This is a genomic window from Dokdonella koreensis DS-123 (assembly GCF_001632775.1).
Lineage (GTDB): Bacteria > Pseudomonadota > Gammaproteobacteria > Xanthomonadales > Rhodanobacteraceae > Dokdonella > Dokdonella koreensis.
On record NZ_CP015249.1, the window covers coordinates 564,700 to 589,201 of the forward strand.

Here is a 24,502-nt window from a genome sequence, read left to right on the forward strand (position 1 = left end):
GGTGGGCAGCGGCTCAGCTGGCGCCGCGCAGCACCGTCACCGGCGGCGTGCGCGCGATGCGGCGCGTGCCGGCCAGACCGGCCAGCATGACCAGGATCGTCGAGCCGATCGCGATCAGGCCGAGCGTGCCGAGCGGCGGCCAGTAGTCGGGCAGGCGAAACACCGTGCGCGCCAGCGCGATGCCGGTGGCGGCCGCACCGGCCGCCGCCACCACGCCGGCCAGCAGGCCCAGCGCGGCGAACTCGCCGAGCACGGCGGCGTTGAGCTGGCCGTTGTTGGCGCCCAGCGTGCGCAGCAGCGCGATCTCGAAGCGCCGCTCGTCCGCCGTCGCGGCCAGTGCGGCCAGCAGCACCAGCAGGCCGGCGACCAGGCTGAAGCCGAGCACCCAGGTCACCGCCGAGGAGACCCGCTCGATGATGTCGCGCACGCGGTCCAGGATCGCATTGATGTCCACCAGCGAGATGTTCGGCATCTCGCGCGACAGCGTGGCCAGGCCGGTCTGCGCCGGCGGCAGGTGGAAGCTGGCGATGAAGCTGTGCGGCAGGGTCGCGCCGTGCGCCGGGTCGAGCATCATGAAGAAGTTGACGCGAAACGAATCCCAGTCCACCTCGCGTACGCTGGAAACCGTGGCGGTGATTTCCTGCTCGCCGATGCGCAGGGTCATCGTGTCGCCGAGCGCGAGCTTGAACATCTCGAACCAGCTCTGGTCGACCGACAGCTGCGGCGTGTCGCCGCCGCCACCGTGCCAGGTGCCCTGGACGATGCGGTTGGACGGCGGCACCTCGGCGCTCCAGGACACGCGCACCTCGCCCTCGATCCAGTTGCCGGCGCGCTCGTCGGTGAAATCGGCGGCCTGCGGCGGCTTGCCGTTGATCGCGACCAGCTTGCCGGCAGCCAGTGGCAGCAGGCTCAGGTTCTGCGCACCGAGTCCGGCCAGCCGCGTCTGGAAATCCGCGCGCTGGTCCGGCTGCACGTTCAGCACGAAGTAGTTGGGCGTGTCGGCCGGCAGGTCGGCACGCCAGCGTTCCAGCAGCGACGGCCCGACCACTGCCAGCAGGTCCAGCGCGGTCAGGCTGAGCGCCAAGGCGCCGACCTGGATCAGCGTCAGCGCACGCCGGCGCACGAGGTTGGCCAGGCCGAAGCGCAGCGCGCCGGGCAGCCGGCGGCCGCCGACGCGCAGCGCCTTGAGCAGAAGCACGGTCACCGCCAGCGTCGCCGCGGCGACGCCGAGCAGGCCGCCGCCGAGCACGCCGGCCAGCCGGCCCGAGCCGCTCTCGACCAGGATCAGCACCGCGCCGACCGCGAACGGCAGCAGGTACAGCGCGTCGAAGCGACGGATGCGGGTTTCCAGGTCGCGCCGGAACACGCGCATCGGCTCCACGTCGCGCAGGCGCAGCAGCGGAGGCAGGGCGAAGCCGAACAGCACGGCCAGGCCGATCACGAATGCCGAGGCCGCCGGGCCCCACGGCAGCGCCGGTGTGCTGCCCGGCAGCAGTTCGCGTGCGAACGCGAACGCCGCCTGCTGCAGGCCGAGGCCGAGTGCCGCGCCGATCAGGCAGGCCGGGATCGCCAGCAGGGCCAGCTCGAGCGTCAGCGCCAGCACGATCTCGCCGCGGCTGGCGCCCAGGCAGCGCAGCAGCGCGACCTCCTCGGTCTTGCGCCGGGCGAAGCGCTGGGCGGCCAGCGCGACGGCGATGCCGGCCAGCAGTGCGGCCAGCAGCGCGGCCAGGCGCAAGAAGCTCTCGCCGCGCTCGAACGCCGTACGCAGGTTCTGCTGGGCGTCCTCGACGGTCGTCAGCCGCGCTGCCGGCGGCAGGTGGGCGCGGGCCCAGCCGGCGTACCGTTCGACCGCAGCGGCATCGCCGGCGACCAGCAGGCGGTAGCTGGCGCGACTGCCCGGGCCGAGCAGTCCGGCCGACTCGGCGTCGGCCAGGCTCATCAGCACGGTCGGCGCGAACTGGAATACCGAGCCGCCGGGGGCGTTGACGATCTCGCCGGCGATCGCCAGGTCGCGGCCACCGATCTGCAGCCGTTCGCCGACGCGGCGGCCCAGCCCGACCAGGACCGCGCGATCGGCATAGACCTCGCCGGACGCCGGTGCCGGTGCGGTGCGCTCGCCGCCGTCCGCGTCACGCACGTTCAGCGTGCCGCGCAGCGGGAAGGCCGGATCGACCGCGCGGATCTCGGTGAACTGGCTGGCGTCGCCGGCGAAGACGACGCTGGAGAACTCGACGATGCGGTTGGTCGCGAGGTTATCGGCGCGGGCCTGCTCGACGAACGGCTCGGGTACGGCGGCGCGGCGCGCGGCGACGCCGAGGTCGCCACCGAGCAGCTCGGAAGCGGAGGCGAGGATGGCGCTCTCGACGCGGCTGGCCAGCGTGCCGACCGCCGCCAGCGCGGCCACGGCCAGCACCAGGGCGGCACCGAGCGTGGCCAGCTCGCCGTGGCGGAACTCCCGGCGCAGGCTGCGCGCGGCGAAGGCGAACGGCTTCATGCAGCCGCCTCCGCCAGGCGCCCGTCGCGCATGTGGACGGTGCGGGCGCAGCGTGCGGCCAGCTTCGGGTCGTGCGTCACCAGCACCAGGGTGGTGGCGTGCTCGCGGTTCAGAGCGAACAGCAGGTCGGTGACCGCCGCGCCGGTGCGCTGGTCGAGGTTGCCGGTCGGCTCGTCGGCGAACAGCAGCTCCGGTCCGTGCACGAAGGCGCGCGCCAGCGCGACGCGCTGCTGCTCGCCGCCGGAGAGCTGGTGCGGATAGTGGTGCAGGCGCTTGGCCAGGCCGACGTCGCCGAGGACCGCCTGGGCGCGCTGGCGGGCGTCGTCGCGGCCCTCCAGCTCCAGCGGCAGCATGACGTTCTCCTCGGCGCTGAGCGCGGGCAGCAGGTGGAACGACTGGAACACGAAGCCGACCAGGCGCCGGCGCAGGCGCGCGCGCGCTTCCTCGTCGAGCGTGTCCAGGCGCTGGCCGGCCATCGTCACGGCGCCGGCGGTGGGCCGGTCGAGGCCGGCCAGCAGGCCGAGCAGCGTGGTCTTGCCCGAGCCGGAGGCGCCGACGATCGCCAGGCTGGCGCCGCGCTCGACCGCCAGGGTGACGTCGTCGAGGATCGTCAGGCGGCCGTCGGGCCCGTCGACGGCTTTGCTAAGCTTCTGCGCACTCAAGACGGTTGCGGAATCGATGGTCATGCTGCGAGGTTTCCTGGTTGTCGTTTTGTTCGTGTGGGGCCTGGCACCGTGGCCGGCATCGGCGCGGGCCGCGCCGGGGCCGGTGCTGGTGCTCGGCGATTCGCTGTCGGCCGCCTACGGCATCCCGGCCGCCTCCGGCTGGGTCAGCCTGCTGACCGAGCGCCTGCGGACCGCTCCCGAATCGCGCGAGGTCGTCAACGCGTCGATCAGCGGCGAGACCACCGCCGGTGGACTGGCGCGGCTGCCGAAGCTGCTGGCCGACCACCGGCCGGCCCTGGTGGTCGTCGAGCTGGGTGCGAACGACGCGCTGCGCGGCCTGCCGATCGCCGCGCCGCGCGAGAACCTGAGCCGCATCATCGAGCAGAGTCGGGAGGCCGGCGCGCGCGTGCTGCTGCTGGGCATCGAGATTCCGGTCAACTACGGGCCGCAGTATCGCGACAGCCTGAGGGCCATGTATCGTGACTTGGCCGCGGATTTCAACCTGCCATTGGTCCCGTTCCTGCTCGACGGCGTCGCCCTCGATCCGGACCTGATGCAGGCCGACGGCCTGCATCCGACGGCGGCGGCGCAGCCGACCCTGCTGGAGAACGTCTGGCCGGCGCTCGAGAAGGCGCTGGCGCGCTGACCGCGCCACGCGCGGCAGGGGGAAGAACCGTGATTGTTCGTTTGCTGCTCTGGATGATGCTGATGACCGCTGCCACCGCCGATGCCGCCCGTCCCGCCAAGCCCGTCCTGCTGATCCACGGCGGTGCCGGCGTGATCCGTTCCACGCTCACGCCGCAGGTCGAGCAGGCGGTGAGGGCCGATCTCGCCCGCGCGCTCGATGCCGGCTATGCCGTGCTCGAGGCCGGCGGCAGCGCCCTGGACGCGGTGGCCCGCGCGGTGGTGGTGCTGGAAGACTCCCCGCATTTCAACGCCGGCAAGGGCGCGGTGTTCACGCACGAGGGCCGCAACGAGCTGGACGCCTCGATCATGGACGGCGCCACGCGCCGCGCTGGTGCGGTGGCCGGCGTGCGGCACGTGCGCAACCCGGTGCTGCTGGCGCGCGCGGTGATGGACAAGTCACCGCACGTGCTGCTGATCGGCGAGGGCGCCGAGGCCTTCGGCAGGACGGTGGGCGGCATCGACTTCGTCGAACCGGCGTACTTCCACACCGACGAACGCTGGCGCCAGTTGCAGGAGGCGCTGCAGAAGGAGGCCGCGGGACAGTCCTCTTCCCTGGGGCGCGCGATCCACTACGGCACGGTCGGCGCGGTGGCGCTCGACAGCCACGGCCGGCTGGCGGCCGCCACCTCGACCGGCGGCATGACCAACAAGCGCTGGGGCCGCGTCGGCGACTCGCCGATCATCGGCGCCGGTACCTACGCCGATGCGCGCTGTGCGGTCTCGGCCACCGGCTGGGGCGAGTTCTTCATCCGCGCGACGGTCGCCCGCGACATTTGCGCCCGCGTGGAGTACGGCCGGCAGCCGCTGCTCAAGGCCGCACGCGCGGTGGTCATGGACACGATCCCGGCGCTCGGCGGCGACGGTGGCGTGATCGCCGTCGATGCCGACGGCAACTTCACGCTGCCGTTCAACACCGACGGCATGTACCGCGGCTGGGTCGGCCGCGACGGCAAGGCACACGTGGCGATCCTCGCAGACGAGGACTGAGCGGCGAGGGCCGGCGGACCATCCGCGCGGCCGGCCTCAGACGAAGACGTTCTCCTCGAGCGGCAGCAGGTCGACGCCGCAGACCAGGCCTTCCACCCAGTCGATGAACCGCTGCACGTTCTCGTGCCCGGCGATCGGCAGGCCGTGCTGCGGCACGATCATGTCGATGTCGAGCTTGCGCGCGCGCCGCGCCCACCAGCGGCAGGCGCGGTTGGACGCCATGTAGCGGCGATGGAAGCCGGCCATCGCCGGGATGTGGCGCGTGAAGTCGGCGACCGGCGCATAGGGCGCGTCGATCATCGAGGCGCCGAGATCGCCGCTGAACAGGATGCGGCTGATCGGGTCGTAGAACTGGAAGTTGCCGACGCTGTGCAGGAAATGCGCGGGCACCGCCTGCAACGTCGCGTTGCCGAGCGGGATCTCGCCGCCTTCGTCGGGCAGCAGCCGGTAGCGGTCGGCGCCGGTGTCCTTCTGGTAGTGCGGGACGCTGTGCGGGATGAAGCGGCCCCACAGGCGCGAGCAGACCACGCGCGCCGAGGTGTACATCAGCCAGCGGTCCACCGAGCCGATGATGTCCGGGTCCTGGTGCGAGGCGATGATCCAGGTCAGGTCGCGCGGCTGCACGTAGCGCGTCATCGCCAGGCTGAGCGGCGTGTAGAGCAGGGCGCCGCCGGGATCGATCAGGGCCGACTCGCCGCCGTGGATCACCAGGAACTGGTTCGCCTGCACGCCGTCGTCGCCGCGTACCAGGTCGTGGAAGGCCACGCACAGGTGGTCTCCCTTGCGGAACAGCTCGGTTGGCATGGCGTCGGATTCGCAGTCGCGGGGCTGCGCATTCTCGTCGCCGCGCGCTCCGTGGCGCTTGACGTGAGTCAACGATGCGGCCGGCTCGCGGCCGAGTGCCGGTGGGCCACGCGGACGAGAGCGGTCCGGTGTGCGGCCGAGGCAGGCCGCAGCGGGTCCGGGCGTGCCGGACCCGCTGTGCGGGGATCTGCGCCGGGCCGTTACGGAGCGGCGGCGCCGTTACCCTTGAGGTGCGTGTCCAGGAACCGCAGGATCGCGCCGTAGCCTTCGATCTGGTTCTTCTTCTTCGTGAAGCCGTGTCCCTCGTCGTCGAACACGACGTACTCGACCGGCACGCCGTTCTTCTTGACGGCGGCGACGATCTCGTCGGACTCGGCCAGCAGCACGCGCGGATCGTTCTTGCCCTGCAGCACGATCAGCGGCTTGGTGATCTTGTCCGCGTGGAACAGCGGCGAGGTCTCGATCAGGAAATCACGCTGCGTCTCCGGATTGCCGACTTCCTGGTAGAGCGCCTCGCGGAAGCTCTCCCAGTACGGAGGGATGCTCTCGAGCGTGCGCAGCCAGTTGCTGACGCCGAAGATGTCGACGCCCACCTTGAACTCCTCCGGCTTGAACGCGAGCGCGGCCAGGGTCATGTAGCCGCCGTAACTGCCGCCGGCGATGGCGATGCGCTCGCCGTCGACGTAGTCCAGCCCCTGCAGGTACTTCTTGGCCTCGACGCAGTCCCACAGCGGTTCGCGCCCGTGCTTGCCGTCGTCGGCCGCGAAGAACGTCTTGCCGTAGCCGGAGCTGCCGCGGTTGTTGATGCCGAGCACGACATAGCCGTTGTTGGCCAGGTACTGCAGCAGCGGGTTGTAGGCGCGGGTGGTCTGTCCGCCCGGTCCGCCGTGCACCCAGACGATCGCCGGCGCCTTGCTCTGCGCGGTCGCCTGGTGCGGCTTCCACAGGACGTTGGGAATCTCCAGGCCGTCGAAGCTCTTGAAGCGCACGACCGAGGAATCCACCAGGTCGGCCTGGTCGATCTTCGGGCTGAGCGTGCTGGTCAGGCGCTTGGCGTCGGCCTGGCCGAACTCCAGGACGTACAGGTCGCTGGGCTGGCGATCGCCGTTCAGATAGAAGGTCGCGCGCTGCTCGGAGCGGCCGATGTTGACGCCACGGATCTCGCCGGCCGGCAGCTTCGGCAGGGCGACGCGGCTGCCGCTCGCGGTCTCGTAGACCTCGAAGCGCGTGCTGCCGTCCTGGTTGATCGCCACCACGCGGTACTTGCCGTTGTGCGAGAAGTACGAATAGACGATGTCCCAGTCTTCGCGCTGCACGTCCTCGTGGGTGCCGCCGTCGATCACGTAGCGGCGCAGGCGCTCGAACTCGCTACCGTCGTTGGTGAGGTAGAGCAGGCTGCGGCCGTCGGGGGCGAAGTCCTGCGGGGAGAAGCTGGCATCGCCCTCGTGCTTGGACAGGTGGGTGAGCTTTTTCTCGCGCCGGTCGAACAGGTACAGGTCGTTGTCGTTGGTCGTGCGGCTCTTGCCGAGCGCCAGCCAGCGCTCGTCGCGCGAGAGCGGGCCGATCTCGTAGCCCTCGTTGTTCTCGTACAGCCGCTCGCGCGCATAGGTCTTGGCGTCGTAGCGGTACAGGTCGAAGAACTTCGGATCGCGCTCGTTGGTAATGACGTAGAACGCGTTGCCTTCGTGGTTGAAGCCGGCGAACTGCGCCTTGAGCTTCTCGCCGGGCGTGAGGTCCTTCTCGCTGCCGTCGAGTTCGATCACGTAGAGGTGGTTGAGCTCGTCGCCGCCCTGGTCGCGCGTGATCAGCTTGCGGTCGTCGGCCGGGAACCAGGCCACCGCATTGTTGTTGTCGGTCGTCGATTGGGTGATCGGCGTCCAGTCCCCGCCGGCGGCGGATATCGTGTAGGCGTTCCAGACGCCGGTCTTGTTCGACGAGAACAGGATCCGGCTCTCGTCGGGCGAGAACGAGGCGCCCGCGATCGCGACGGTATCGATGAAGTCCTCGATCGTGTAGTGCTTGGCGGGACGCGCGACCTCGGCCACGGTGCTGGCCGGAGCCGCGGGCGGAGATGCCGCCGCCGGCGGATCGGGTTGCTTGCAGCCGGCCAGCGCGAGGGCGGCCGTCAGGGCGGATGCGATGAGCGGAGTACGCAATGACATGGAAGGGTCTCGCCGGTCGGTGGTCGGGCAGGGTTCGTCCGTGACCCAGCCGGTGCCCGGCGCCCGGCAGGCCGGTGCGCCGCACCGCGTACGGCGTTTTCGCCCTACGTTGCCGGTGTCGGATGCGACGGCCGCGGGCCCGGCGGCGGATGCCGCCCTTGCCCGGCCCGGCGCATGCCGCTGGGTTGCGGAAGACGCACCCTAGCACGCCGGCCGTACCGTCCCCCCTGGCGGAAGTCATCGCGGCCCGTCCGCGCGCGGGCGGCGGGTTTGCAATCGGCGTGGCGGCTTGCCAAGCTGCGGGCCCGTCGCCGCTTCGTGCCGCCCATGTCGACCCGTCCGCGCCTCGTCCTGATCGACGGCTCGTCCTACCTGTTCCGTGCGTTCCATGCCCTGCCGCCGCTGACCAACGCAGCCGGCGAGCCGACCGGCGCCCTGTTCGGCGTCGTCAACATGCTGCGCTCGACGCTCAAGGAAAAGCCCACGTACGCCGCCTTCGTCGGCGATGCGCCCGGACCCACGTTCCGCGACGCGCTGTATCCGGCGTACAAGGCCAACCGGCCCCCGGCGCCGGCCGAGCTCAAGGCGCAGGTGCAGCCGATGTACGACATCGTCGGCGCGCTCGGCTTCCCGATCCTGTGCGTGCCCGGCGTGGAGGCCGACGACGTGATCGGCACGCTGGCGCGCCAGGCCGAGCAGCTCGGTATCGACGTGGTCATCTCGACCGGCGACAAGGATTTCGCGCAGCTGGTCTCGCCGGGCATCCACCTGATCAACACGATGACCGGCACGCTCACCGATGTCGACGGCGTGGTCGCCAAGTTCGGTGTGCCGCCGGAGCGTATCGTGGACTTCCTGGCCCTGACCGGCGATGCCATCGACAACGTGCCCGGCGTCGAGAAGTGCGGGCCGAAGACCGCCGCGCGCTGGATCGCCGAGTACGGCTCGCTCGACGGTGTCATCGCCGGTGCCGACGGCGTCGGCGGCAAGATCGGCGAGAACCTGCGCAAGGCGCTGGCCCAGCTGCCGCTCTCGCGCGAGCTGGTGACGATCAAGACCGACGTCGCGCTGGAGCAGGGGCCGCAGGGCCTGCTGCTGCGCGACCGCGACGTCGAGGCGCTGCGCGCGCTGTACCGCCGCTACGAGTTCAACGCCGCGCTGAAGGAGCTCGATGCGCTGCCCGCCACCGCCGAGGCCGCCGGAGCATCACGGCTCGCGGCAGACCCGCCCGAAGCCGCGGCGGCGCCCGGCGACTACGAACTGGTGCTGGACCCGGCACGCCTGGAGCACTGGCTGCAGCAGCTGCGCGAGGCGCCGCTGATCGCGTTCGACACCGAAACCACCTCGATCGACCCGATGCGGGCCGACATCGTCGGCCTCTCCTTCGCGGTCGAGCCCGGCCGGGCCGCCTACGTTCCGCTCGGCCACGACTATCCCGGCGCACCGGTGCAGCTCGATCGCACCACCGTGCTGGCGGCGCTCAGGCCGCTGCTGGAGGATGCCGGCCGGCCCAAGCTCGGCCAGCACGCCAAGTACGACATCAACGTGCTGGCCGGTGCCGGCATCGCGGTGCGCGGCGTCACCGAGGACACGATGCTCGAATCGTACGTGCTCAATTCGACCGCCTCGCGCCACGACATGGACACGCTGGCCAAGCGCCACCTGGGCTACACGACGATCCACTACGAGGACGTCGCCGGCAAGGGCGCCAAGCAGATCCCGTTCTCGCAGGTCGACCTGGAGACCGCCACGCGCTACGCCGCCGAGGACGCGGACATCACGCTGCGCCTGCACCAGGCACTGCGGCCGCGACTGGCCGCCGATGCCAAGCTCGATGCGGTCTACCGCGACATCGAGATGCCGCTGGTGCCGGTGCTGGCGCGCATGGAGCAGTGCGGCGTCCTGATCGACGTCCCGGCGCTGCGGCTGCAGAGCCAGCAGTTGGCCCGCCGCATGCAGGAGCTGACCGGCCAGGCGCACGACCTGGCCGGGCACGTCTTCAGCCTCGACTCGCCCAAGCAGTTACAGGCGGTGCTGTTCGACGAACTCAAGCTCGCCGCCGTGTTCAAGACGCCGACCGGCCAGCCCTCGACCAACGAGGAGGCGCTGGAGGCGATCGCCCACGAGCACGACCTGCCGCGCCTGATCCTGGAATACCGCGGGCTGGCCAAGCTGCGGTCGACCTATACCGAGAAGCTGGCCGAGATCGTCAACCCGCGCACGGGACGCGTCCACACCAGCTACCACCAGGCGACCGCTGCGACCGGCCGGCTGTCGTCGGCCGATCCGAACCTGCAGAACATCCCGGTGCGGACCGAGGAGGGGCGGCGCATCCGCCAGGCCTTCATCGCGCCGGAAGGCTGGCGGATAGTGGCGGCGGACTATTCGCAGATCGAGCTGCGGATCATGGCGCACCTGTCCGGCGACGCCGGCCTGCTGGCGGCCTTCCACGGCAACCAGGACATCCATCGCGCGACCGCCGCCGAGGTGTTCGCGGTGCCGCTGGGCGACGTCGATGCCGGCCAGCGGCGCGCGGCCAAGGCGATCAACTTCGGCCTGATGTACGGCATGGGCCCGTTCGGGCTGGCGCGCCAGCTCGGCATCGGTCGCGGCGAGGCGCAGGACTACATCGCCCGCTATTTCCAGCGCTATCCGGGCGTGCGCGAGTTCATGGACCGCATCCGCGAACAGGCACACCGCGACGGCTACGTCGAGACGGTGTTCGGGCGCCGCCTGTATCTGGACTACATCAACGCCCGCAACCAGGCGCAGCGCGCCGGCGCCGAGCGCGCCGCGATCAATGCGCCGATGCAGGGTACGGCGGCGGACATCATCAAGCGCGCGATGATCGCGGTCGATACCTGGCTGACCGGCCGCGAGGACCACGCGCGCATGCTGATGCAAGTGCACGACGAGCTGGTGTTCGAGGTGCGCGCCGATGCGGTCGAGGAGATCGCCGAAGGCGTGCGCCAGCACATGGCGGCGGCAGCGCAGCTGGACGTGCCGTTGCTGGTCGAGGTCGGCAGCGGCACCAACTGGGACCAGGCGCACTGACTCCGACACGCGGCGCGCTCGGTTGCTGGGGCGCGCGCGCGGCCGTCGAGCCTTGAGCTGTTGGCGCTTCGGCTTCGGCTTCGGTTTTGGTTCTGGTTTTGGTTGTTGCTTTGGCTTTGGCAGTGGCTCTTTCTATGGCTGTTGCTCTTGATTTTCCGCCCTAAAGCAAGCCGAGCATCGGAGGTCGGCGAGGCCGCAGAGGCGCCCCGTGTCTGAGCAAAGCGAGTTGGGGCGCCGTGCCTCGTCGTCCGAGAAGCGCAGGGGACGCCGGGCGAGAGGGCTTTTGGTTCCTTTTGGCCCGTCAAAAAATGTCCGGGAGACATTTTTGACATCGCGTCAGCGATGGCCCGTACGGGTGGCGGCCAGGGATGGACCGCCACAAAAGGGACTCGGCCGCGCAGCGGACGAAAGCTCTTGATGTTGCTGTTGCTCTTTTCTGCGCCAGCAATCCTCACCAGATAACCACGGCAGAAGATCAGAGCAAAAGCTTCCGCACGCTGCGCGCGCGGGTCACTTTTGCGGCCCGCCATCCATGGCAGCCGCCCTTCGGGCCGTCGCTGCGCGACGTCAAGAATTTCTCCAGGAAATTCTTTGTCTTGGCAAAAGTGACCAAAACCGTCGTCGCCGGCGCGAGCCGGCACGGCTGCGCCGCGCCGGTCCCCTGTGCTTCTCGGCCAGCCAGGCACGCTGCCCCAACTCGCTTCGCTCAGACACGGGGCAGCTCTCCGGCCTGGCCGACCTGCGATGCTCGGCTCGCTTTAGGCGCCAACAGCAACGGCAACGGCAACGGCGAGAGCAACAGCAACAGCGAGAGCAACAGCAACAGCGAGAGCGAGAGCGAGAGCGAGAGTAGCGATCGGACATCGGCGCGCTCGATTCGCGCCGGGTCATCCGGAGCCACGATCCGAGGTCTGAAAGACGTCCGGCTTCTCAGTGCCGCAGGCGCCGGGCGATCGCCGGGCGCGAGAGCAGCGCGAACACGATGCCGACGGCGAAGCCGGCGATGTGCGTCCACCAAGCCACCGCGCCGAAGGTCGGTCCGGCATAGGTGAACAGCAGTTGCAGCAGGATCCAGAATCCGATCAGCAGCGGCGCGGGAATGCGCACGAACTCCAGGAACACGCCGAGCGGCAGCACCAGGCCCAGGCGCGCGCGCGGGAACAGCGCGAAGTAGGCGCCGACGACCGCCGACACGGCGCCGCTCGAACCGATGATCGGCGAGCGGATCGAGGCGAGTGTCCAGGCGCCCGCCAGATTGGCCAGCGCACCGCCGACCAGGAACAGGGCGAGGAAGCGGGTCGAGCCCAGTGCGCGCTCGGCCGGCACGCCGAAGACGATCAGGAACAGCAGGTTGCCGGTCAGGTGCAGCCAGTCGGCGTGGATGAAGATCGCGGTGACGAGCCGCGCCGCGCGCAGCTCCAGCAGCTGCTGGTGCCAGGGGGCACGGCCGTCGAGCAGGGTCGAGGGCACCGTCCCCCATTGCGCCAGCAGCTCGCCGCGCTCGTCCGGCGGCTCGGTCACCAGCCAGAGAAAGACCACGACGCTGACCGCGACGATCAGCAGCGTCGCCCAGGGCGGATGCGGCTTGCGGCGGCTCGGCAGCTGGACGAACACGCGATGCTCCCGGGGTCAACCGATGCGGGTGGGCTGCCGGCGGCCGGAGCGGGCCGGCGACCTCATCAGCGACCGCCGCGCGGGTAGAAGAAGCGCGTGCCGTCGATCTCCAGAACCAGTCCGTCCTGGCGGATCTCGCGCAGGTACAGGCCCTTGCCGAGCTCGGCGCCTTCGGCCTGGCGCGCATCGTTGAGGATCACGAAGCGCTTGGCCGGTTCCTCGGAATAGACCTGCATCGTCACCTGCAGTGCCGGCAGGTCCTTGCGGGTCGCGTACGGCAACTCCCACATCCGGGGCAAGGCCGGAGCAGACGAGTGCGCCGGCGGGGCTGCGGGGGACGGTACGACTGCGGGCGTCGCCGTCGGACTTGCCGGTGCCGGCGCGACGGCCGTACCGGTGGGCGCCGCCGGAGTGGCGACGGGCGTGGCCGGCGGCGGTGTGACGGGTGCCGGTGCCGTGGCCGCCGGCGCAGTGCCCGCCGGTGGCACGGCCGCGGGTGCGACGGCGACCGGTGCGCTCGCGCCGGCCGGATGATCCACCGTCGCATCGGCGGGCGCCGCTGCGTCGCGCGGCGGCCGCTTGGCTGCTTCGGTCGCCCGGGGCACGCGTGCCTGCGCGGCCTCGCGGGGCTGGCCGGCGGCGCCGGTCGGTGCCGCTGTGGCGGGGGCAGCGCCCGGGGCCGGCGCCTCGGCCAGGGCCGGAGCCGGAGCCGGCGTGCGTTGCAGCCACCATCCGGCCGCCAGGGCACCGGCGATCAGCACCAGCAACAGCGGCAGCAGCAGGCTGCGCCGCCGCCGCGTGTGCATGACCGGCGTGGCCAGGTTCGGCATCTCGCCGAGCCGGCGCTGGTTTTCGGATTTCTTGAGGGCTTCGAGGATCAGCGACATGGGCGGCAGCTTACTTCACCGTGCGTGCCAGATGCGGTCCGGCATCGTCGAGGGCGGAGAGGGCGAACAGCGTTTCCGGACCGATGATGCCGTCGGACTTGACGCCGTAGGATTGCTGGAGGCGGCGCACGCGGTCTTCCAGGGCGGCGTCGAAAGTCGTGCCGTCACCGGCACCGGGGCCCTTGTCGTAGGCGGCGAGCCGGTCCTTGACCCAGCCGACCGCCGGTCCGCCGTCGCCGCGCTTGAGCGTCGCCGGGATCGCCTCGGGCAGGCGCCACAGGGCCAGGAAGTCGCCGTTCCAGTGCTGTTGCAGCGAGGCGCGCCGAAGCTCGATGTTCTCGCCGCCCAGGTCGAGCAGGACGTGTTCCTGGCCGACGCCGCGCAGCAGCGCGAAGCCGGCGGGCGCATCGCCGCCGCCGAGCGCGAGGATCAGCGGCCGGTCGAACCGCGCCAGCTGCTCGAGCGTCGCGCGACCGCGCAGGCAGGCCAGGCCGGGGGCGACCATCGCCGCGCAGCGCACCGCGTCGCGGACCGATACCTGGCTCGAATCGACCTGCCAGCGCGCCAGCAGCTGGCCGAACGCGGCCAGCTCCGAATCGGGCGTGGCCTGCAGCTTGGCGACCAGCCGGCCGGCGGCGGGATCGGCCGGCGGCGGTTGCTCGGCGACCACGGGTGAGGGCACCGGCAGCGGGACGCGCTGCGTGTACCAGAGGCCGGCCACCACCAGCGCCGCGACGATCGCGGCGCCGAGCGCCCACGCGCCGAAACGGCGCGCCAGGTAGCGCGCGTGACCGGGCAGCGTCTCGTCCGCCGCGCGGGCGACCAGGCGCTCACCGATCGTGCTCTGCTCGCGCGCGTAGCCGGCCATCAGGGCACGGTCGGCGATGATGTTGATGAGGCGCGGAATGCCGCCGGAGCGCTGGTACAGCGCGCGCAGCCCCAGGCGCGAGAACGGCATGCGCGCGCAGCCGGCGACCGCCATGCGGTGGCGCAGGTAGGCCTCGGTCTCGTCGCGGTCCAGCGGCGTCAGGTGGTAGCGCGCGGTGATGCGCTGGGTCAGCTGGCGCAGCTCCGGGCGCGCCAGCATCTCGCGCAGCTCGGGCTGGCCGAGCAGGATGATCTGCAGCAGCTTCTGCGTCGGCGTTTCCAGGTTGGTCAGCAGGCGCACCTGCTCCAGCGACTCCGGCGACAGGTTCTGCGCCTCGTCGATGATCAGTACCACGCGCAGGCCTTGCGCATAGGCGTCGAGCAGGTAGGCGTTGAGCGTGTCGGTCAGCGCCTTGAGGCTGCCGCGCTTGCCCTCGATGTCGCGCTTGAGCTCCTCGCAGACCGTCTCGATCAGCTCCACCGGCGAGAGCTTGGGATTCAGCACCAGGGCGACGCGCGTGTTCTCGGGCAGCTGCTCCAGCAGCAGCCGGCACAGCGTCGTCTTGCCGGTGCCCACTTCCCCGGTCAGCTGGACGAAGCCGCCGCTGCCGCCCTTGCCGATGCCGTACAGCAGGTGCGCGAGCGCGTCCCGGTGCCGTTCGGACAGGAAAACGTAGCGCGGATCCGGCGTTATCGAGAACGGCGGCTCGCGCAGGCCATAGAACTCAAGGTACATGGGGAACTACTTTACCCGAACGGCACGGATCGACGGCGAGGCAGGCTACGACCGCCATTCCGCCGCGCAGTTCGCGCGGCGGAGCCGGTGTTGACGCGGGCGCCGACGGGCCGGCCGCGGCCGGGGGTGCGCCGGAGGCGGTCAGTCGTCGCCGCTGAAGAACGAGAACAGGTTCAGCAGGTGCGAGAACAGCACGACGATGTTGCCGAACAGCGACACCGTGATGTGGACCGGGTTGGCGGCGCCGTCGTGGATCATGCGGCCGGTGTCGTAGAGGATGAAGCCGCTCATCAGCAGCACCGCCAGGCCCGAGATCGCCAGCGAAAGCAGCGGGATCTGCAGGAAGAGCAGGGCGACGATGCCGAGCAGGACGACGATGCAGCCGGCCACCAGGAAGCTGCCGAGGAAGCTGAAGTCGCGTCGCGAGCTGACGGCGTAGGCGGACAGGCCCACGAACAGGGCCGCGGTGCCGGCCAGCGCGTTGAAGACGATCGACGGGCCGCCCGGCAGCTTCAGGTAGGCCGCGACCAGCGGGCTCAGCAGGAAACCGACCAGCCCGCCCCAGGCGAACGTCAGCCAGATCGCCGTGTCGCCGTTCTTCGTCGCGTTGATCGCGAACGGGCCGCCGATGAAGACCGCCATGAACAGCAGCCACATCCCCAGGCTCCAGCGCATGCCGGTCTGCAGGCCGATGAAGGCGCCGACGGCCGCCACCGCCATGACGATCGACAGCAGCAGGTAGGTGTTGCGGACGATGCGCGGTTGCGCGCTCGCGGCGGTCGCCTGGACCGTTGCCGGATGGTCGGACATGCGGGTCTCCCTTCGTTCGTGGCTGGCGGTCACCTTAGGCAACCGGCGCCGGCGAGGCAAGCGCCGGTGCCGTGGGCTTCAATCCAGGGCCAGGCAGACGTTCTTCGGCTCGGTGAAGAATCGCAGGGCCTCGACACCCCCCTCGCGGCCGACCCCGGAGTTCTTGACGCCGCCGAACGGGGTACGCAGGTCGCGCAGCAGCCAGCAGTTGACCCAGACCAGGCCGAACTCGAGCCGCGCCGCGACCCGGTGTGCGCGCTTGAGGTCGCGCGTCCACAGCGATGCGGCCAGGCCGTAGCCGGTGCCGTTGGCGAGGGCTATCGCGTCGGCTTCGTCGTCGAACGGGATCAGGCACACTACCGGACCGAAGATCTCCTCCTGGTTGGTCGCGCTGTCGTTGGACAGTCCTTCCACGACCGTCGGTTCGACGAACCAGCCGTCCGCGCAGCGGCCCGCGACCGTCGCCGGACCGCCGCCGGTCAGGATCGTGCCACCCTCGGCACGGGCGCGCTCGATGCAAGCGAGGATCTTGCGATAGTGCGGCTCGGACACCAGGGCGCCGAGGTCGCTGTCCGCGTCGCGCGGATCGCCGACGCGCAGTGCGCGCACGCGCTCCAGGTAGCGGGCACGGAAGCGCTCGTAGATCGAGCGCTGGACCAGCAGCCGTGAACCGCACAGGCAGATCTCGCCCTGGTTGGCGAAACCGGAACGGACGATCGTGTCGAGACTGGCGGCTTCGAAGTCGAAGTCGTCGAATACGATCGCCGGATTCTTGCCGCCCAGCTCCAGCGAGAGCTTCTTGAAGCGCGGGGCCGCGCTGGCGGCGATCGCCGCGCCGGTCCGCGTGCTGCCGGTGAACGAGATCGCCTTGATGGACGGGTGCTCGACGATCGCCTGCCCGCAGTCCGGCCCGGTGCCGTGGACGATGTTGAGCACGCCCGGCGGCAGGCCGGCCTCGACCGCCAGCTCGCCGAGCCGGGCGGCCGTGCACGGCGTCACCTCGGACGGCTTGGCGACCACCGTGTTGCCGGCGGCCAGCGCCGGCGCGATCTTCCAGGTGAACAGGTACAGCGGCAGGTTCCACGGGCTGATGCAGCCGACCACGCCCAGCGGCTGGCGCAGGGTGTAGTTGAGCGCCCGTTCTTCCATCGGGTGGGATTCGCTGGGCCACTGGGTGATCGCATGGGCGAAGAAGCGCAGGTTGGCGACCGCCCGCGGGATGTCGACCCGGCGCGCCAGCGCGACCGGTTTCCCGCTGTCGCGCGATTCCAGCTCGGCCAGGGCGTCGAGCTCGGCCTCGACGCGGTCGGCGAGCCGTTCGAGCAGGCGTGCCCGCACATCGGCCGGTGTCGCGGCCCAGCCGGGAAACGCCGCACGCGCGGCGGCGACGGCGGCCTCGACATCGGTGCTGTCGGCGGCCGGGCAGCGTGCGAAGACCTGGCCGGTGGCCGGCTCTACGACGTCGAGGTAGCGGCCGTTGCGCGGAGGAACGAGGCGGCCGTCGATCAGGTTCTGCAGGGCATTGGATGACGTCATGGATCGTACGGAGTCGTGCTCGCCGGTGTCCGGGCTGGAGCGGGGGGGAATGGGAAGGCGATCGACCGGCCGCCCGAATCGTCGGCGGCGGCCCCGCTGCGACGGCGGCGATGGCTCCGCCGTGCACCGGGGTCCACGCCGGCCGGGGACGGCCGAGGAACGTCGGGGCATTCTAGAGCGTAGCCGGGGCTTCGGGGATATGAGGTTGGGGGGCGGTTGCCGGGTGCTCCGGCGGTTCTTCGGAGCACATCGTCGTCAAGCTGCCGCGGTGCCGGGACTCGCGCGTTACGCGCCGCGTCCCGCAAAAGTAGGTTCTTCGCCCATTGGCGGGGTCATTCGGCTTTGGCCCCGGCTTCGGCTCGTGCTTTGGCTTCGGCTTTGGCTCTTGGCTTTTTCGCACTAAAGCAAGCCGAGCATCGCAGGGCGAGGAGGCCGCAGAGGCGCCCCGTGTCTGAGCGAAGCGAGTTGAGGCGCCGTGAACCTGCCCCGTCGGAACGGACGCCAGGAAGCGATACATTGATCGCAACCTGGAGATTGCTATGCAGCACATCACACGTCGTCGTTACACGGACGACTTCAAGACTCAGGCGGTTGCCTTAGCCGAATCGGTCGGGCGGTCCGAGGCGGCTCGGCAGTTGGACATCTCGGTCAAGACGTTGGGCAACTGGCTGGACGCCTCGCGCGCCGGTCGTCCACTCAGTTCGCCCAATCGCCAGCCGATCGGTGATCTGGAGAGTGAGCTGGCTCGGCTGCGGGCCGAGAACGCCACACTCAAGATGGAGCGCGAGATCCTAAAAAAAGCGACGGCGTTCTTCGCCAAGGAGTCCAAGTGAGGTACGCCTTCGTCGCGCGTGAACGGGCTCGCTATCCGCTTCGGTTACTGTGCCGCGTGCTGTCAGCGTCGGTTTCCGGCTTTCACGACTGGCTGCATCGCCAGGGCCGATCCGATCCAGAGGCGGCGCTGCGCGTCGAGCTGCGCTCGCTCCACACGGGCAGTCGCGGCACCTACGGTCGACCGCGTCTGGTGCGTGCACTGCGCGCTCGCGCCCACGCCGTGGGACACAAGCGGGTAGCCCGGTTGATGCGCCAGGAAGGCTTGCGCGGCAAGGTCAAAGGCCGTTTCAAAGCGCGCACCACCGACAGTCGGCACAGCCGGCCGGTGGTCGGCAATCACCTGGATCGGCAGTTCGCGGTGGATCATCCGCTGCCAGTCTGGGTCGGGGACATCACCTATCTGCCCACGCGCGAGGGCTGGCTGTATCTGGCCGCGGTGATCGACCTGCGCACCCGGCAAGTCCTGGGTTACAGCCTGTCCGAACGGATGCCCGACGATCTGGTGCGTCAGGCGTTCCTCAATGCTTGGTCGGCTTCACCAGTAGCGCCTGGGGTGATCTTCCACTCCGACCGCGGCAGCCAGTACGCCAGCGGTGAGTTCGCCAAAACGCTGGCCGCGCACGGCTTCGTGGCGAGCATGAGCCGCAAGGGCAACTGCTGGGAGCGCGCAGCCTGCCCTCAGGGCACAATGCTGTCGCCGAGAGCTTCTTCGCGACGCTCAAGAACGAAGAAGCCACCGGCGTATACGCCACCAGGGCAACGGCCTATGCCGCCATCGCCCGCTACATTCATGGCTTCTACAATCCTGTCCGTCTGCACTCCGCGCTTGGTTATCTGTCGCCCAACGACTATGCCAAGAAGGTGAAGCAGGCCGCCTAGCATCGCGCTTCTTGGCGTCCGTTCTCAGGGGGCAGGTTCACCGTGCCTCGTCGCCCGAGAAGCGCAGGGGACGCCGGGCGAGAGGGCTTTTGGTTCCTTTTGGCCCGTCAAAAAATGTCCGGGAGACATTTTTGACATCGCGTCAGCGATGGCCCGGAGGGCGGCGGCCAGGGATGGCTGCCGCAAAAGGGACTCGGCCGCGCAGCGGACGAAAGCTCTTGATCCTGCTCCTGCTTTGCTCCGTGCCGGCAATCCCTCAAAAGCCACGGCACAAGCTAAGAGCAAGAGCTTCCGCACGCTGCGCGTGCGGGTCACTTTTGCGGCCCGCCATCCCTGGCCGCCGCCCTCCGGGCCGTCGCTGCGCGACGTCAAGAATTTCTCCAGGAAATTCTTTGTCTTGGCAAAAGTAACCAAAACCGTGGTCGCCGGCGCGAGCCGGCACGGCTGCGCCGCGCCGGTCCCCTGCGCTTCTCGGACGACGAGGCACGGCGCCCCAACTCGCTTCGCTCAGACACGGGGCAGCTCTCCGGCCTGGCCGGCCTGCGATGCTCGGCTCGCTTTAGGCGCCAACAGCGGCAGCGGAAGCGAGAGCGACAAAAGCAGCAGCTGATCGCCGTGAATGGGTGAGGAACCAAAAAAAGAAGCCCACGTACCCGGGAAGTACGTGGGCTCCCGACTGGCGCTACGTCACGTCGGCGGAGCGCGCAGACACCGTGAACCGTCAGTCGGCGGCGTTCTCCTCTTCGGGCTCGGCGGCCTGCGGGCCGAGGGCCCGGATGCAGGGGCCGTCGAATCCGTAGCTCAGGACCGGGTCACCGGCTGCCAGGTTGTTGAAGTTGAACAGGACCGGCGAGGTCAGCGAGAAGGCCAGCTGGGCACTGACCTGGAAGCGGCCCGGTATGCCGTTGGACACTGCCTCGACGAAGGCGTAGCCGTCGGCGTCGGTATCCACGCGCAGCGACAGGCCCGAGTTTGCGCCGTCGTAGAGCAGGGCCGACGGTCCGGAGGCCGGCGCGGTGAAGTCCACGGCCAAGCCTTCCTGCGGCACGCCCTGGCCGTTGACGATCCGCACCATCAGCGCGCAGGCGAAGACGGTGTCCGGCTCGCCGTTCTGCGACGGTTCGCCCTGGTCGCCCGGCCCGATGTCGCTCTGGAGCAGGTTGACCAGCGGGAAGCTGGCGGCCTGGCCGACACCCGATACGTTGGCGGTGATGCTGTAGGCGCCGGCGGTGCCGTTGGCGGTCGGCGTGACACCGGCCTGGCCGTTGGCGCCGGTCAGTACGGTCGACGACGGGAACGTGGCGCTGGCACCCGTGGCCGGCGCGGCGAAGGCCACCTGCACGTTCGGCACCGCGTTGCCGAACTCGTCGGCGACCTTGACGACCAGCGGCTGGCCGAACTGCGAACCGACCACCGCGCTCTGGGCGGCGCCGCTGATGCCGTTGACGCTCGCGGCCGGACCCGGCAGGTTCTCGAGCTGGAACTCCAGCAGCGGCGTGACGCCCTGGACCTCGCCGGTGATCGTGTAGGTGCCGGCGATCGTGTTGGCGGTGGTCGTCACCTCGGCGACGCCGTTGGCGTTGGTCGTCGCCGGGTTCGGCGTGACCGTCGCACTGGGGCCGGTGGTCGGGGCGGTGAAGGTCACGGTGACGCCCTGGATGCCGTCGCCGAGCTGGTCGACCACCTGGATCGACAGCGGCGGATCGACTTCGGTATCGACGATCGCGCTGCGCGGGTCGGCGTCGACCGCCACCAGGCCGGTCGGCGTCTGGTTGAGCAGGCGCGTCTCCAGGCGGACATTGCTGAAGTCGACCGCGCCGAGCAGGCTGGCGCTGAGTACGCCGCTGGGCTCGTAGAACAGGTCGATGCCGATGTTGCCGCTGACCGTGGGGCCGGTTTCGTAGGTCAGCGCGAGCTCGTAGAGGTTGCCGCCGAGCAGATTCAGCGTGACCAGCGAGGCGGACGTGGTGGAACTCAGGCGGGTGGTGCCCGACACCAGGGCCGAGCCGACGCCTTGGCTGTTGATCAGCGCCAGTCCGAGCACCGAGCCGGCGTTGATGTCGGCCTTGAGCGTGTAGCGCCGGTTGGGCTCCCAGGCGACCGGCAGGGTTTGGCGGAAGTAGCCGCCGTTGTTGAGGATGCCGAGCACGCTGAGGCCGGCCAGTCCGCCGATCGCGGCGCGGCCGTTGCCGATTTCCAGGACCGGCGGCGCGAGCAGGCCGGCGACGCCCCAGTAGTTCGCGCGCCAGGGGCCGGCGCCGATCTGGACGTTGGTGCCCGTTCCGCCGAGCACGCCGCCACCCACCGAGCCGTTGTTGGCCGCGTTCGAGAAGTCGCCGTTGGGAATCGCAATCGGTGCGGCCTGCACGAGGGCTGCCCAGGCGAGCCCGAATGCCGCGAGTGCGACGAGCCAGGGGCGCAGCCGCGCAGGGAGCCGTGAGTCACGGCCATTGCCGTGAGGGGTATCGAGAGTGGTGCGAAGCATGTCCATGATGTGATTCCTCTGACGTGATGCACGCACGCGATCCGCGTGGCGTGTCCAGAAAGACGCACAGGCGAAGCTGAACGCGAAGCTCAGCCCGCCGTACGCCAACGCTCCTGCCTGCGGGGTCGCCGAAGGCCGCATCGGGGCAGCGAGGTCGTCAGAAAAGCCAGGGCCTCATCCGCCGCGAGGCGCGCATAGAGGTACGCGGCTTGCGGCAAATGAAAAACCTGTAAGTGTTTACAGGTGCCTTTTGTGCGTCAGTTGGCACAAAAGGGGCGGGGCGGGGAATAGCCTGTACGGCTTGAGCGGCGGTGCCCGTTCAGCCTTTCAGCGCGGGGGAATCCCAGCCCGGACGGGCCGTGAAGCGCGGCCCGTGGCGGGCGGCCAGAGCGCCGAGCCGCGCCTCCAGCGTCGCGGCGCCGACGGCGCGGATATGCGCGATCGGACCGCCGCGGAACGGCGCGAAGCCGGTTCCGAAGATCACGCCGGCATCGAGCAGGTCGGCGTCGTCGACGACGCGGTCGTGCAGGCAGGCGACCGCTTCGTTGAGCAGCGGCAGGATCAGGCGATCCTCGAGGTCGGCGGGCGCGACGTACTTCGGATCGACCTCCGGCTTGACCGGCTTGCCGTTCTCCCAGCGGTAGAAGCCCTGGCCGGTCTTCTTGCCGCGATGCCCGGCCTCGAGCTGCGTATCGATGCCTTCGGGCAGGTCCAGTCCCAGGAACGGTGCCAGCTCCCGGCCGACCGACGCGCAGACGTCGAGCCCGATAGTGTCGGCCAGCTCGATCGGGCCCATCGGCATGCCGAATTTCCTGGCCACCTTGTCGATCACCGGCGCCGGCACGCCTTCCTTCAGGATCCGGATCGCTTCGAGCAGGTACGGCATGAGGATGCGGTTGACGAGGAAGCCCGGCGTGCCGGCGACCGCGATCGGCAGCTTGTCGAGCGCCTTGCACAGCGCCGCCGCACGCTTCTCGGCGGCGGGGTCGAGACGGTCGTGGCGGACGATCTCGACCAGCGGCATCAGCGCGACCGGATTGAAATAGTGCAGGCCGAGGAAGCGGCCGGGCGTCGCGACGGCGGCCCGCAGTTCGTCGAGCGGGATGCTGGAGGTGTTGCTGGCGAGCAGCGCACCGGGTTTCATGCGCGGCTCGAGCTGGCGATACAGGGCCTGCTTGGCTTCCAGGTTCTCGAAGATGGCCTCGATCACCAGGTCGGCTTCGGCGACGCCGGCGCCCTCGACATCGGCCACGAGGCGCCGCGAGGCGGCCTCGACGCGCTCCGGCGCGCGCAGCTTCTTCGCGAACAGGGCGCGTCCGCGTTCGATCGCGGGCCGGACGTAGGCGTCCTCGCGGTCCTGCAGCGTCACCTCGAAGCCGCGCAGGGCCGCCCAGGCGGCGATGTCGCCGCCCATGACACCGGCACCGACGACGTGGATGCGGACGATGCCGTGCTCGACGCCGGCGCCTTGCGCCTTGAGCCGCTCCTGCAGGAAGAACACCCGGATCAGGTTGCGGCAGGTCGGCGTCTGCGCCAGCTTGGCGACGGCACGCGCCTCCAGGTCGAGCCGCTGCCGGATGCTCGATCCCCCGCGGCGCCAGGTCTCGATCAGCGCGAACGGTGCCGGATAGTGTTCCGGCCGCGCCTTGGCGGCCGTCTGCTTGCGCAGCACGGGTGCGAGGGCCTGGCGTACCGGCCACAGGTTGGTCGCCCAGGCCAGCGCGCGCCGGCCGAACGGCGGCGCCGGGCGCCGGCGGACCCACTCCTTGGCCACGTCCAGCAGGCGTTCGGGGGTGGCGATCGCGTCGACCAGGCCCAGCGCCCTGGCGCTGGCGGCCGAGGCGGTGCGGCCGGTCAGCATGAATTCCAGCGCCTTGGGCGCGCCGATCAGCCGGGGCAGCCGCGCCGAGCCGCCCCAGCCGGGGAAGATGCCGAGCTTGACCTCGGGCAGGCCGATGCGGGTGGAGGCGTCGTCGCTGGCGATGCGGTAGTTGCAGGCCAGCGACAGCTCGGTGCCGCCGCCCATGCAGTGGCCGTGGATCGCGACGGCGGTCGGGCAGCGCAGGCGCGCCAGCCGCTCGAACACGGCCTGGCCGTTGCGGATCTGGTCGATCACGCTGCCGCCCTGCTCGTAGCCGGCAAACTCCTTGAGGTCCGCCCCGACGACGAAGCCCGCGCTCTTGCCGGACCGGATGACCAGGCCGCGCGGCGGCTCGAACGACAGGCGCTCGACGATCTGGTCGAACTCGTCCAGCACCGCCCGGCTGAGCGCGTTGACGGGGCTTCCGGCGCGATCCAGCGTCAGGGTCGCGATGTCCTCGGCGTCGATGTCGATCTGCCAGTGCTGGAAACGAAGGCCCTCGAACATGGCATCTACCTGCAAGGCGCGGAATGACGGCTATAATCCGGGCAAGTTGCCGACCGGGTCAACGCAGGGCTCGGCGCGATCCGTTCCGGGACGGTGCGGGCGCGGGAACCGGCAGTCGCTTAGCCCCGGGGGAGGCGCAAGCAGGCTCATGACATGACGGCCGATCCGCAGATCACGCCTCGTCTGTTCGACGCGATCCTCGCCGTTCCCGGCAACCTGGCGGCGCTCGAGACGGCCGATCCGGACGAGGCATTGGCGCAGTTCCGCCTGCTGGCGACGCGCAGCGGCCGCTCGATCTATCTGTGGGATCCGGAACGGGGCATTCGCTCGCTGCGCGAGCCGGACGTGTGCGTGGCCGGGTCGCAGCGCCTCGTCGATGCGTTGCGCTACATCCTGCACAGCATGCATTTCGGGGTCTATCTGTTCCGCGGTTTCGGCGACCAGTTCAAGCCGCCGGTGCCGGCGCTGCTGCGGCGCATCGGCCGCCTGCGCGGCGGCAACGAGCGCAAGCTGGTCCTGGTCGGCGCGGCGTTCGACCTGCCCGAGGACGTCGATCCGCTGTTCGACCGCCTGCGCGACGCCTGGCAGGTCCGCCTCCGGCCGCGCCTGCGCGACGGGCGCTGGATGAGCTGA

The 24,502-nt window shown here is 70.2% G+C and carries 17 protein-coding genes and 1 pseudogene; 7 read left to right on the top strand and 11 right to left on the bottom strand.

What is annotated here, in order from left to right:
- Positions 1-13: 13 nt before the first annotated feature.
- Positions 14-2,494: an ABC transporter permease gene (locus I596_RS02165; RefSeq protein ID WP_067643520.1), complete on the bottom strand. Its 2,481-nt coding sequence runs from the start codon at positions 2,492-2,494 to the stop codon at positions 14-16.
- Positions 2,491-3,180 (bottom strand): ABC transporter ATP-binding protein, encoded by a 690-nt coding sequence (locus I596_RS02170; RefSeq protein ID WP_067643522.1) that lies wholly within the window; start codon positions 3,178-3,180, stop codon positions 2,491-2,493. The genes I596_RS02165 and I596_RS02170 overlap by 4 nt, the downstream gene beginning before the upstream one ends.
- On the opposite strand from I596_RS02170, the gene I596_RS02175 reads away from it, so the two are divergent.
- Positions 3,173-3,805 (top strand): arylesterase, encoded by a 633-nt coding sequence (locus I596_RS02175; protein ID WP_425478785.1) that lies wholly within the window; start codon positions 3,173-3,175, stop codon positions 3,803-3,805. The two genes, I596_RS02170 and I596_RS02175, sit on opposite strands and share 8 nt — an antisense overlap.
- Positions 3,806-3,858: 53 nt before the next feature.
- Positions 3,859-4,833, top strand: a complete 975-nt coding sequence (locus I596_RS02180) for an isoaspartyl peptidase/L-asparaginase family protein (protein WP_190279023.1) — start codon at positions 3,859-3,861, stop codon at positions 4,831-4,833.
- A 36-nt stretch (positions 4,834-4,869) separates the two neighbouring features.
- Here I596_RS02180 and I596_RS02185 read toward each other — a convergent pair whose 3' ends face one another.
- Together I596_RS02185 and I596_RS02190 are read right to left on the bottom strand one after the other, a co-directional pair.
- Positions 4,870-5,637: an oxygen-binding di-iron domain-containing protein gene (locus I596_RS02185; protein ID WP_067651311.1), complete on the bottom strand. Its 768-nt coding sequence runs from the start codon at positions 5,635-5,637 to the stop codon at positions 4,870-4,872.
- Between the two features lie 200 nt (positions 5,638-5,837).
- Entirely contained in the window at positions 5,838-7,799 is a 1,962-nt protein-coding gene (locus I596_RS02190) for a S9 family peptidase (RefSeq protein WP_150131974.1), read from the bottom strand.
- 327 nt (positions 7,800-8,126) lie between these two features.
- Here I596_RS02190 and polA point away from each other — a divergent pair, with 327 nt between their 5' ends.
- Positions 8,127-10,853, top strand: coding sequence for a DNA polymerase I (polA, locus tag I596_RS02195; RefSeq protein WP_067643527.1), 2,727 nt, complete (start codon positions 8,127-8,129; stop codon positions 10,851-10,853).
- 930 nt (positions 10,854-11,783) lie between these two features.
- Here polA and I596_RS02205 read toward each other — a convergent pair.
- The 5 genes from I596_RS02205 to I596_RS02225 form a co-directional block, all read right to left on the bottom strand.
- Positions 11,784-12,467 carry a rhomboid family intramembrane serine protease gene (locus I596_RS02205; protein ID WP_067643546.1) on the bottom strand — a complete coding sequence of 228 codons (684 nt, stop codon included), beginning with the start codon at positions 12,465-12,467 and terminating at the stop codon, positions 11,784-11,786.
- A 65-nt stretch (positions 12,468-12,532) separates the two neighbouring features.
- Positions 12,533-13,354, bottom strand: coding sequence for a general secretion pathway protein GspB (locus tag I596_RS02210; RefSeq protein WP_067643548.1), 822 nt, complete (start codon positions 13,352-13,354; stop codon positions 12,533-12,535).
- Positions 13,355-13,364: 10 nt separating this feature from the next.
- Positions 13,365-14,957 carry an ExeA family protein gene (locus I596_RS02215; RefSeq protein ID WP_067643550.1) on the bottom strand — a complete coding sequence of 531 codons (1,593 nt, stop codon included), beginning with the start codon at positions 14,955-14,957 and terminating at the stop codon, positions 13,365-13,367.
- Between the two features lie 141 nt (positions 14,958-15,098).
- Positions 15,099-15,767 carry a Bax inhibitor-1 family protein gene (locus I596_RS02220; protein ID WP_067643552.1) on the bottom strand — a complete coding sequence of 223 codons (669 nt, stop codon included), beginning with the start codon at positions 15,765-15,767 and terminating at the stop codon, positions 15,099-15,101.
- 78 nt (positions 15,768-15,845) lie between these two features.
- A complete protein-coding gene (locus I596_RS02225; protein ID WP_067643555.1) occupies positions 15,846-17,303 on the bottom strand; it encodes an aldehyde dehydrogenase in 1,458 nt (485 codons plus the stop codon).
- Between the two features lie 539 nt (positions 17,304-17,842).
- On the opposite strand from I596_RS02225, the gene I596_RS02230 reads away from it, so the two are divergent.
- The 3 genes and pseudogenes from I596_RS02230 (at position 17,843) to I596_RS19270 (ending at position 19,016) form a co-directional block, all read left to right on the top strand.
- A complete protein-coding gene (locus I596_RS02230; RefSeq protein WP_067643560.1) occupies positions 17,843-18,136 on the top strand; it encodes a transposase in 294 nt (97 codons plus the stop codon).
- A pseudogene (locus I596_RS17950) lies at positions 18,133-18,783 on the top strand (IS3 family transposase); the annotation flags it as partial. The gene I596_RS02230 and the pseudogene I596_RS17950, both read left to right, overlap by 4 nt.
- A gap of 26 nt (positions 18,784-18,809) precedes the next feature.
- Positions 18,810-19,016, top strand: coding sequence for an IS3 family transposase (locus tag I596_RS19270; RefSeq protein ID WP_223303944.1), 207 nt, complete (start codon positions 18,810-18,812; stop codon positions 19,014-19,016).
- A 721-nt stretch (positions 19,017-19,737) separates the two neighbouring features.
- On the opposite strand, the gene I596_RS02235 is transcribed toward I596_RS19270, so the two are convergent.
- Positions 19,738-21,507, bottom strand: a complete 1,770-nt coding sequence (locus I596_RS02235; protein ID WP_190278965.1) for an Ig-like domain-containing protein — start codon at positions 21,505-21,507, stop codon at positions 19,738-19,740.
- A 313-nt stretch (positions 21,508-21,820) separates the two neighbouring features.
- Positions 21,821-23,869 carry a 3-hydroxyacyl-CoA dehydrogenase NAD-binding domain-containing protein gene (locus tag I596_RS02240; RefSeq protein ID WP_067643566.1) on the bottom strand — a complete coding sequence of 683 codons (2,049 nt, stop codon included), beginning with the start codon at positions 23,867-23,869 and terminating at the stop codon, positions 21,821-21,823.
- Positions 23,870-24,022: 153 nt separating this feature from the next.
- Between I596_RS02240 and I596_RS02245 the strand changes: the two genes are divergently transcribed.
- Entirely contained in the window at positions 24,023-24,502 is a 480-nt protein-coding gene (locus I596_RS02245) for a hypothetical protein (protein ID WP_067643568.1), read from the top strand.